Annotated in this window: 9 protein-coding genes; 7 read left to right on the top strand and 2 right to left on the bottom strand. The window is 61.7% G+C overall.

The annotated features are described in order from the left end of the window. Both gatA and gatC read right to left on the bottom strand, forming a co-directional pair. A partial coding sequence (gatA, locus tag CMN55_RS12020) for an Asp-tRNA(Asn)/Glu-tRNA(Gln) amidotransferase subunit GatA (RefSeq protein WP_293950047.1) occupies window positions 1–1,287 on the bottom strand: 1,287 nt, incomplete at its 3' end. Beyond that, a complete protein-coding gene (gatC, locus tag CMN55_RS12015; RefSeq protein WP_293950046.1) occupies window positions 1,287–1,574 on the bottom strand; it encodes an Asp-tRNA(Asn)/Glu-tRNA(Gln) amidotransferase subunit GatC in 288 nt (95 codons plus the stop codon). The genes gatA and gatC, both read right to left, overlap by 1 nt. 104 nt (window positions 1,575–1,678) lie before the next feature. Between gatC and ruvX the strand changes: the two genes are divergently transcribed. The 7 genes from ruvX (at window position 1,679) to topA (ending at window position 9,779) form a co-directional block, all read left to right on the top strand. Next, window positions 1,679–2,137, top strand: a complete 459-nt coding sequence (ruvX, locus tag CMN55_RS12010; protein WP_293950045.1) for a Holliday junction resolvase RuvX — start codon at window positions 1,679–1,681, stop codon at window positions 2,135–2,137. Between the two features lie 68 nt (window positions 2,138–2,205). Next, on the top strand, window positions 2,206–3,150 hold the full coding sequence (locus CMN55_RS12005) for an aspartate carbamoyltransferase catalytic subunit (RefSeq protein WP_293950044.1): 945 nt from the start codon (window positions 2,206–2,208) through the stop codon (window positions 3,148–3,150). Further along, window positions 3,150–4,445, top strand: a complete 1,296-nt coding sequence (gene pyrC, locus CMN55_RS12000; protein WP_293950043.1) for a dihydroorotase — start codon at window positions 3,150–3,152, stop codon at window positions 4,443–4,445. Before CMN55_RS12005 ends, pyrC begins: the two co-directional genes overlap by 1 nt. A 15-nt stretch (window positions 4,446–4,460) precedes the next feature. Then, window positions 4,461–5,117 carry a glycerol-3-phosphate 1-O-acyltransferase PlsY gene (gene plsY, locus CMN55_RS11995; RefSeq protein ID WP_293950042.1) on the top strand — a complete coding sequence of 219 codons (657 nt, stop codon included), beginning with the start codon at window positions 4,461–4,463 and terminating at the stop codon, window positions 5,115–5,117. Between the two features lie 59 nt (window positions 5,118–5,176). Further along, window positions 5,177–5,842 (top strand): hypothetical protein, encoded by a 666-nt coding sequence (locus CMN55_RS11990; protein ID WP_293950041.1) that lies wholly within the window; start codon window positions 5,177–5,179, stop codon window positions 5,840–5,842. Between the two features lie 61 nt (window positions 5,843–5,903). After that, window positions 5,904–7,061 carry a DNA-processing protein DprA gene (dprA, locus tag CMN55_RS11985; protein ID WP_293950040.1) on the top strand — a complete coding sequence of 386 codons (1,158 nt, stop codon included), beginning with the start codon at window positions 5,904–5,906 and terminating at the stop codon, window positions 7,059–7,061. Between the two features lie 24 nt (window positions 7,062–7,085). After that, a complete protein-coding gene (topA, locus tag CMN55_RS11980) occupies window positions 7,086–9,779 on the top strand; it encodes a type I DNA topoisomerase (protein WP_459253664.1) in 2,694 nt (897 codons plus the stop codon). The last annotated feature ends 227 nt before the right edge of the window (window positions 9,780–10,006 follow it).

Raw genomic sequence — 10,006 nt, 5'->3', positions numbered from 1 at the left:
GTCATTGAGATACATTTCCAGCGGATCATCGCCCTTCTCGCCGAAGCCGAAGGCGGCCGATGGCGCGGTCGGGGTCAGGATCGCATCCACTTTCTTATACGCCTCCCGGAAATCCCCGGCGATGCAGGCGCGGACCTTCTGCGCCTTCAGGTAATAGGCGTCGTAATATCCGGCGGAAAGCGCATAGGTGCCGATCAGCAGACGGCGCTTCACCTCCGCCCCGAAGCCTTCGGCGCGGGTATTGGCGTACATGTCGCTCAGGTCTTTGCCGTCCACGCGCAGGCCATAGCGCACGCCGTCATAGCGCGCGAGGTTGGAGGACGCCTCCGCCGGGGCGATGATATAGTAGGCGGGCAGCGCGTATTTCGTATGCGGCAGGCTGATCTCGACAATCTCCGCGCCCGCCGCCTTCAGCCAGTCGATGCCCTGCTGCCAGAGGGCGTCAATCTCGTCGCTGAGCCCCTCCAGGCGATATTCCTTCGGGATACCGATTTTAAGCCCGCGCACATCGCCGGAAAGCGCCGCTTCAAAGTCCGGCACGGCCATATCGACGCTGGTGCTGTCTTTCGCATCGAACCCGGCCATGGCCTCCAGCAGGATCGCGCAGTCGCGAACGCTTCGGGCCATCGGCCCCGCCTGATCAAGACTGGAGGCGAACGCCACCACGCCCCAGCGCGAGCAGCGGCCATAGGTCGGCTTGATGCCGGTGATGCCGGTGAAGGCGGCGGGCTGGCGGATCGAGCCGCCGGTGTCCGTGCCGGTCGCGCCCATCGCGCTGAAAGAGGCGACCGCCGCCGCCGATCCACCGGAGGAGCCGCCCGGCACCAGCGGCGTATTGTCATCGCCCGCGCGCCGCCAGGGGTTTACCACATTGCCGTAATAGCTGGTTTCGTTGGAGGAGCCCATGGCAAACTCGTCAAGATTGACCTTGCCGAGCATGACCGCGCCCGCATCCCAGAGCTTGCCCGTGATGGTGCTTTCATAATGCGGCTTGAAGCCGTCCAGAATATGCGAGGCGGCGGTGGTCAGCACGCCCTTGGTGCAGAACAGATCCTTGATGGCGAGGGGGATACCGTCGAGCTTGCCCGCCTCCCCCTTCGCGCGGCGCGCGTCCGACGCCGTCGCCTGCTCCACCGCCTGATCCGGCGTCTCCGTGATATAGGCGTTGAGTGCTTTCGCGGCCGCCATCGCGGTGATATGGGCGGCGGTCAGTTCCCGCGCCGAGAAATCGCCCTTGGCAAGGCCATCCCGCGCATCCGCAATGGTCAGTCTGGTCAGATCACTCATTATTCGATCACCTTCGGCACGGCGAAATAGCCGTCTTCATGATTGGGGCCATTGGCGACAACATCCTCCGCATAGCCGCCATCCGTCACTTCATCGGCACGCCAGCGCAGGCGCATCTCGGCGACCGAGGTCATCGGCTCCACATTATCGGTGTTGACTTCGCCAAGTTGTTCCACCCAGCCCAGAATATTGTTGAGTTCGGCCGCCATCGGTTCGAGGTCTTTTTCCTCGACTTTGATGCGGGCCAGATTGGCGACTTTCGCCACAGTGGCTTTATCAAGCGACATCTGTCACCCTTTGCTGTAATAGAAGCTGTCCGGAGGGTCGGCCCGGAAACAACCAATCCGAAAACTGGCGCCAAACCGACATTGGCTGCAAATTAGCGTAACCCATGCTCCTCGACAACCCCACCTATCTGAAACATCTGCTCCCCCTCGACAAGCGGCTGCTCGGCATGGATCCGGGAACGAAAACCATCGGCCTCGCCCTTTCCGACGCCGCTTTGAAAGTGGGCACGCCTCTTATGACAATCAAGCGCACAAAGTTCAAGGCGGATGCGGCGGAAATTGCGAGAATTGTCACGGAATGGAATGTCGGCGGCTTCGTCATCGGCCTGCCCATCAATATGGACGGCAGCGAAGGGCCGCGCTGCCAGTCGATTCGCCAGTTTCAGAAAAATCTGGAGGAATATTTCGATCTCCCCATGTGTTTCTGGGATGAACGCCTGTCCACCGTTGCCGTCACCCGCGCCATGCTGGAGTCCGACACCTCGCGCGCGAAACGGGCGAAAGCGGTCGATAAAATGGCCGCCGCCTATATCCTGCAAGGCGCACTCGACGCCATGCGCTGAGACGCGTTTCAAAAAAATCATCTTGCGCTTGCCGCGCCCCCTCAAGCTGGCTATACAGTTTGCTTTTAATGACAAACACAGATCCCATACGATTTGCCCATCGGCATCTCCTCGATATCGCGCGGCTCAACGCCAGTGATATCACCCAGATTTTATCCCTTGCCGAGCATTATGCGGAATTGTCCCGCACTCCCGACAAGAACCGCGACCTGCTACGCGGCAAGACGCAGATAAACCTGTTTTTCGAAAACTCCACCCGCACCCGCACCTCGTTCGAGCTGGCGGGCAAACGGCTTGGCGCCGATGTCATCAATATGTCGGTCGATTCCTCCTCGGTGAAAAAGGGGGAAACGCTGATCGACACCGCGATGACGCTGAACGCCATGCACCCGGACGTGCTGGTGATCCGCCATGGCGATTCGGGCGCGCCGCATCTGCTGGCGCAGAAGGTTGATTGCGCGGTGATCAATGGCGGCGACGGTAGCCATGAACATCCGACGCAGGCGCTGCTCGATGCGCTGACCATCAAGCGCCGCAAGGGCCGCCTTGAAGGGCTGACCGTCGCCATCTGCGGCGATATTCAGCACAGCCGCGTCGCCCGCTCCAACATCGCGCTGCTCAATATCATGGGCGCGCGGGTGCGTATTGTCGGGCCGACGACGCTGATCCCGTCCAACGCCGCGAAGATGGGGGTTGAGGTCTACAACAAGATGTCCGAAGGGCTGAAGGATGCCGATATCGTCATGATGCTGCGATTACAGACGGAACGCATGCAGGGCTCCTTCGTGCCGTCGATCCGCGAATATTTCCACTTCTTCGGGCTGAATGCGGAGAAACTCTCGGTCGCCAAGCCGGATGCCCTCATCATGCACCCGGGGCCGATGAACCGCGGCGTCGAGATTGACAGCGAGACCGCCGATGATCTCAACAACAGCGCCATATCGGAACAGGTGGAGATGGGCGTCGCCGTGCGCATGGCCTGCCTCGACCTTCTGACGCGGGGGGGCAAATAATGGCAACACCGCCTCTCGCCCTTCTCAATGCCCGGCTGCTCGATCCCGCGACGGAGACGGATACCCGCGGCGGCGTTCTGATCGACAAGGGGAAAATCCTCGATTGGGGCGCGCATATCACGAAGGACAATATTCCGGACGGGTCGGAGATCATTGACGCAGGCGGGCTCTGTCTCGCGCCCGGTCTGGTCGATGCCCATGCCTATCTTTGTGAGCCCGGCAAGGAACACCGCGAAACCATGGCGAGCGCCGGGATGGCCGCCGCCGCCGGGGGCGTCACCACCATCAACGCCCTGCCCGCGACCGAGCCGGTGATTGACGATCCGGCCATTGTCGAAATGGTGCTGCGGCGGGCGAAATCCCGCTCCGCCGTCAATATTGTTGTGACCGCCGCCCTCACCAAGGGGCTGGAAGGGCGCGAAATGGCGGAATTCGGCCTGCTGGCGGAGGCGGGCGCCGTCGCCTTCAGCGATGGGCAGTTCGCCATTGGCGATATCAATCTGATGCGCCGGGCGCTGGCCTATTCCGTCATGTTCGACCGGCCCCTGATCGTCCATGCGGAGGATCCCGGCCTTGCCGCAAACGGCGTTATGACGGGCGGACGGACGGCAACTTTCATGGGCCTCAAATCCATCCCCGCCTGCGCCGAGGCCATTCTGGTGGAGCGCGATATCCGCCTCGTCAAAATGACCGGCGCGCGCTGGCATGCGGCGCATCTCAGCACCCGCGACGCCCTCGACACCCTCCGGCGCGCAAAAAATGACGGCCTCCATGTCACCGCCGGGACCGCGCCGCACTATCACGCGCTCAATGATCTGGAGCTTGGCGAATACCGCACCTTTGCCCGCGTCTCGCCGCCGCTGCGCGAGGAAAGCGAGCGCCTCGCCGTGATCGAGGGGATCAAGGATGGCACCATTGATGTCATCTCTTCGCAGCATCTGCCGCAGAGCGCCGACAGCAAGCGCGTGCCGTTCGCCCAGGCCAAACCCGGTGTGATCGGGCTGGAGACCATGCTGCCGGTCAGCCTCCGCCTCTATCACAATGGCGATGTCAGCCTGCTGCGTCTGCTGCATACCATGACGGTCGCGCCTGCAAAGCTGCTCGGGCTGGAGGCGGGCGCGCTTAAAAAAGGCGCGGCAGCGGATCTTATCCTGTTCGATACGGAAAAACCGTGGCAGGTGGATGGCGATGCGCTGCTGTCAAAATCCAAGAATACCGCCTTTGACGGTCATCTGCTGCAGGGGCGGGTTGTCCGCACCCTGGTGGGCGGCAAGACCGTGTTTGAGCGATCATAAGCGAAGGGAACCCCCATGCCTGAACCGCTCGGCGATATCAGCTTCACCTGGCCGTTTTTTGCCGCCGCGCTGATCGGCTATCTGATCGGCTCCATCCCGTTCGGGCTGCTGCTCACCAGAATGGCCGGGCTCGGCGATGTGCGCAAGATCGGCTCGGGCAATATCGGCGCGACCAATGTGCTCCGGACCGGCAAGAAGGGCCTCGCGCTCGCCACCCTGCTGCTCGATGGCGGCAAGGGCGCCCTTGTCGTCATTCTCGCCAATATATTCCTCACGCAGGATTACGCGGTGCTGGCGGGCGGCGGGGCGTTTCTTGGGCATCTCTATCCGATCTGGCTGAAATTCAAAGGCGGCAAGGGCGTCGCCACCTTTATCGGCGTGATGCTGGCGATCAGCTGGCCCGCCGGGATTGGCGTGGCGCTCACCTGGCTGCTGACGGCGCTGATCTTTCGGATTTCCTCTCTCGCGGCGCTGGTCGCCGCCGCGCTCGCGCCGCTCTATCTCTATGTGCTGAAAATATACTCTCCCTTCGGCGGGAGCTATTTCGGCGATACCCAGCGGATCGAATTCGCCGCCGCCATGGCGGTGTTGATCTTCCTGCGCCACCGCGAAAATATCGCCCGTCTTGTCAAGGGGACGGAACCGCGCATCGGGGCCGGCAAAAAATCATAAATCACGAAGGCGGCGGCTTTTCCGTTTATTCCGAAACAGACCGGAAATGGAAAAGTCAGATGATCGCATCGGAATCCCCCTCGATGATGGAGGTGACCGTCCGGCGGCTGCAACGCCTGCAACAGGCGGCGCGCGCCGCGTATCAGCGGCATGTCCAGGGGTCGCAGGCGGAAATGACGGCGTGGCGGGCGCGGTTTTGTGAAAATTTCCTGCCCTCTGAACTTGCCACCCTGAAGGCAATGCATGAACGGGATGAGGAAAGGAAAGGCACGGAAATGGCGGATACCCTCGACATCCCGCCTGTCCCGCCCCCGCACAAGGCGGAAAAGGCGGAGGATGACGCGCCGCCCCGGCCCCGCCGCCGCAAAGCCTTGCGCAAAAACCGCCCCCGGCCGCGCCTGACGCTGTACGGCGTTTCGCCACCCTCTCCGCCCGCTTCTACCGGATCGGAGGACGCGCCTTCCGGTGCTGCGCCGGAGACGGAGGCGGAGACGGAAGACACCCTTGATGCGGAGATCGAGCAGCGCCTGCTCGACGAAATTGATCAGGTGGCGAAAATCCTGCACGCGCGGGAGGAAATCAAGGCGACAGCCAAGGCCGCGGAACCTCCCGCGCAAGCGCCGACGGAAGCACCCAACCCGCCGGAGACGCCGCAGGATAAGGCCACGCAGAAAAAGGGCCGGTTCCTGAAAAATCTGTTTGATGTGAAGCCCCGGTTCCGCTGATCCATCCGCCGCCACCGGGGGAGGCAATAGATAATGGTGTAAGTTTAACCATAGAATTCAATTGACGCGATTTAATATCTCCTGTCATCTTCTGCAGATGGAGCAAACGCGCGAACTATCCCGAAGTGAACGGCTGGACTGGCTCAGGCTGATCCGTTCGGAGAATGTCGGCCCCATCACTTTTTTCCAGCTTCTCGGCCGGTTCGGGACGGCCGCAAAGGCGCTGGAGGCCCTGCCGGAGCTGGCCCGCCGGGGGGGCCGCAAGAAGCCGATCCGCGTCTTTCCCGCCGCCACCGCACGCGAGGAGATGGACACACTGGAGCAGTTCGGAGCCACCCTGATGGCGGCAATCGAGCCCGGCTATCCGAAACCGCTGCGCCAGATTGCCGATCCCCCGCCCATCCTGACCCTGCATGGACACCCGGAGCTGTTGAACCGGGATATCCTCGCCATTGTCGGCGCGCGCAATGCCTCCGCCGCGGCCATTCGTCTCACCCGGCAGATTGCGGGCGAGCTGTCGAAAGGCCATCTCGTCATTGCCTCCGGCCTCGCGCGCGGGATCGACACGGCGGCCCATGTTGCGGCGCTCGACGGCGGGACGATCGCGGTGGTCGGCGGCGGCATCGACTATCCCTACCCGAGAGAAAACGCCGCCCTTCAGGCCGAAATTGGCGCGCGCGGCTGCGTCATCGCCGAACAGCCCTTCGGCACCGTGCCGCAGGCCCGCCACTTCCCGCGCCGCAACCGCATTATCTCTGGCCTCGCGCGGGGCGTGCTGGTGGCGGAGGCATCGCCGAAATCCGGCTCGCTGATCACCGCCCGGATGGCCCTTGAGCAGGGGCGCGAGGTGTTTGCCATTCCGGGATCCCCGCTCGATCCGCGCGCCCGTGGCGGCAACAGCCTGATCCGGAATGGCGCAACGCTGATCGAAGGGGCGGAAGATATTTTTGACGCCCTTCAGACCCTGCGCCACCGTCCCCTCGGCGAACCGGACCAGCCGCTATTGCCCCTGTTCGATCCCGTCCCCCCCGACGAAGCCGAGCTGCAATCCGCCCGGCCGGATATCGTCAATTTCCTGAGTGCCACCCCCATCGAAATTGACGAGATTATCCGCCTGAGCGGGCAGCCGCCCGCCCTCGTCCTGACGATTTTACTTGAACTGGAGCTGGCAGGCAGAATAGAACGCCATTTCGGGAACAGGGTTTCCATCGCCCTCTAGCGTCTCTATATAACACGGGACGTAATGAAACCGGCCCGAAGAAAACGGAAGGAAGCCTGCGGTACTGATATGAACGTAGTAGTTGTCGAATCCCCTGCGAAAGCCAAGACGATCAACAAATATCTCGGCAAGGACTATACGGTTCTGGCCTCCTACGGGCATATCCGCGATCTGCCATCGAAGGACGGATCGGTGGAACCGGATCAGGATTTCGCCATGCATTATCAGAATGATGCAAAGTCGGCGAAACATATCAAGGCCATTGCCGATGCGCTGAACGGCGCGGAGAATCTCTATCTCGCGACTGACCCGGACCGCGAGGGGGAGGCCATCGCCTGGCATGTGCTGAAGGTGATGGAGGAGAAAAAGAAGCTGAAGGGCGCGAAAGTGAGCCGCGTCGTCTTCAACGAAATCACCAAGCGCGCCGTGCTGGAAGGCATCGCCCATCCGCGCGAGCTGGATATGAATCTGGTGAATGCGCAGCAGGCCCGCCGCGCCCTCGACTATCTGGTCGGCTTCACCCTGTCGCCGGTGCTGTGGCGCAAACTGCCGGGCGCGAAATCAGCGGGGCGCGTGCAATCCGTCGCGCTGCGCCTGATCTGCGAGCGGGAGCTGGAAATTGACGCCTTCCGGAGTGAGGAATACTGGACCATCGATGCCGACTTCCTGACGGGGAAGAAGGACAGCATCACTGCCCGCCTCATTCAGTATGACGGCAACAAGCTCGATAAATTCGCCTTTCCCGATGCGACCAGCGCCGAGGCCGCTGCCGGTAAAATCCGTGAAGGCAGCTTCAAAATTGCCGATGTCACGCAGAAACCGGCGAAGCGCAATCCCTCCCCGCCCTTTACCACCTCCACCCTGCAACAGGAGGCGAGCCGCAAGCTCGGCTATGGCGCGAAGCGGACGATGATGGTGGCGCAGAAGCTTTATGAGGGCTTCAATCTCGGCGGCGAGACACAGGGTCTGATCACCTATATGCGAACCGACGGTGTCAGCCTCGCGGCAGAGGCGGTGAACAGCGCCCGCGACGTGATCGCAAAGGAATACGGCAAGGAGTACCTGCCCGAAAAACCGCGGATGTACAAATCCAAGTCGAAGAACGCGCAGGAAGCCCATGAAGCGATCCGCCCGACCGACCTCAGCCGCACCCCGGCGATGGTCGCGAAATATCTCGATAGCGAACATCTGCGCCTTTACGAACTGATCTGGACGCGCACCATCGCCAGCCAGATGGAAAGCGCGCAACTGGAACGCACGACCATTGATTTCAGCGATGGCGCGGGCCAGACTTTGCGCGCGACCGGTAGCGTTGTCCGTTTTCCAGGCTTCCTCAAGCTCTATGAAGAGGGGCGCGACGATGCCGCCGATGACGAAGGCGGCAAGCGCCTTCCCCCCGTCACGGCGGGCGAGACCGTCGATACGGCGGATGTGCGTGCCGATCAGCATTTCACCGAACCGCCGCCCCGCTATTCCGAAGCAAGCCTGGTCAAAAAGCTCGAAGAACTCGGCATCGGCCGCCCGTCCACCTACGCCTCCATCATCTCGGTGTTGCAGGACCGCGATTATGTGCGGTTGGATCAGAAACGCTTTATCCCAGAAGACAAGGGACAGCTAGTCACCGCTTTCCTCGCTTCCTTCTTCACCCGCTATGTGGAATATGACTTTACGGCGCAGCTTGAAGAAAAACTCGATGACGTTTCTGACGCCAAGATAGACTGGAAGCAGGTATTGCGCGATTTCTGGTTTGATTTCAATACACTGGTCGAGGGAACGGCGGAACTGCGCGTCTCCGACGTGCTGGAGGAGTTGAACCGCGTTCTTGCCCCGCATATCTTCCCCGAGACGGAAGACGGCAAGGATCCGCGCGCCTGCCCGAAATGCGCAGAAGGACGTCTGAGCCTGAAAACCGGCCGTTTCGGCGCCTTTATCGGCTGTTCCAACTATCCCGAATGCCGCTTCACCCGCCAGCTTGGCGATCATGCGGACGAGGGGGACGCAACGCCGGATGACGGACCGAAGGAGCTGGGTCAGGATCCCGAAACCGGCCTGATGATCAGCTTGCGCAAGGGTCCTTATGGCCCCTATCTCCAGCTTGGCGAGGCGGAGCCGAAGAAGAAACCGAAGCGGGTCTCCATCCCCAAGGATATTGCGCTGGAAGATCTTGATTTCGATCTGGCGGTGCAACTTATCGGCCTGCCGCGCGATATCGGCCCGCATCCGGAAAGCGGCGTGATGATCACCGCCGGGCTCGGCCGTTATGGCCCCTATGTGGAATGCGACCGGAAATATGGCAAGCTGCCCAATGCTATGGAAGTGCTGACTGTTGGCATGAACCGCGCGGTCGAGCTGCTGGCGGAAGCCAAGGGACGCAGCGGCGGCGCAGGCCGCGGCGCGGCGCCGCTGCGGGTGATTGGTCCGCATCCCGCGGACGGGGCCGACATCAATGTGAAAGACGGCCGCTACGGCGCCTATGTGACCCATGGCGGCATCAATGCGACAATTCCGAAGGGCTCCGACCCNCTGACCATCTCGCTGGAAGACGCNGTCACNCTGCTGGCNGAACGGGCCGAGAANAGCGGCAAGAAGCCGAAACTCGCCAAAAAAGCCGGAACNACGGCCAAAGCNAAGAGNGGCGGCAAGAGCAAAGCNGCNGCNAAAAAGAAATCGNCNGCGAAAAAATCTCCGGCAAANAAATCGTCCGCAGCGGCGGANTAACCGGTCCATGCGACCAGAAAACAGGATATTTTGACCCGCAAACCGNCACAACCGGGACATCTGCCAAGCAAGGAGCANCTGCGCGCCTTCATTGACGAAAGCGAAACACCCGTCGGCAAGCGCGAGATNGCCCGCGCCTTCAATATCAAGGGGNCGGATCGCATCCCTCTCAANAAGCTGNTGAANGANCTGGTTGACGAAGGTCATCTGGAACGCGGCCGCAAGCG

This window comes from Sneathiella sp., assembly GCF_002694385.1.
Lineage (GTDB): Bacteria > Pseudomonadota > Alphaproteobacteria > Sneathiellales > Sneathiellaceae > Sneathiella.
This window is presented reverse-complemented; position numbering and strand designations above follow the sequence as displayed.

Bases quoted from the DNA above. Each gene is read 5' to 3' on its own strand.
- pyrC (WP_293950043.1), top strand. From the start codon at position 3,150: ATGGCAACACCGCCTCTCGCCCTTCTCAATGCCCGGCTGCTCGATCCC.
- ruvX (WP_293950045.1), top strand. From the start codon at position 1,679: ATGCTCCTCGACAACCCCACCTATCTGAAACATCTGCTCCCCCTCGAC.
- plsY (WP_293950042.1), top strand. From the start codon at position 4,461: ATGCCTGAACCGCTCGGCGATATCAGCTTCACCTGGCCGTTTTTTGCC.
- CMN55_RS12005 (WP_293950044.1), top strand. From the start codon at position 2,206: ATGACAAACACAGATCCCATACGATTTGCCCATCGGCATCTCCTCGAT.
- gatC (WP_293950046.1), bottom strand. From the start codon at position 1,574: ATGTCGCTTGATAAAGCCACTGTGGCGAAAGTCGCCAATCTGGCCCGC.
- CMN55_RS11990 (WP_293950041.1), top strand. From the start codon at position 5,177: ATGATCGCATCGGAATCCCCCTCGATGATGGAGGTGACCGTCCGGCGG.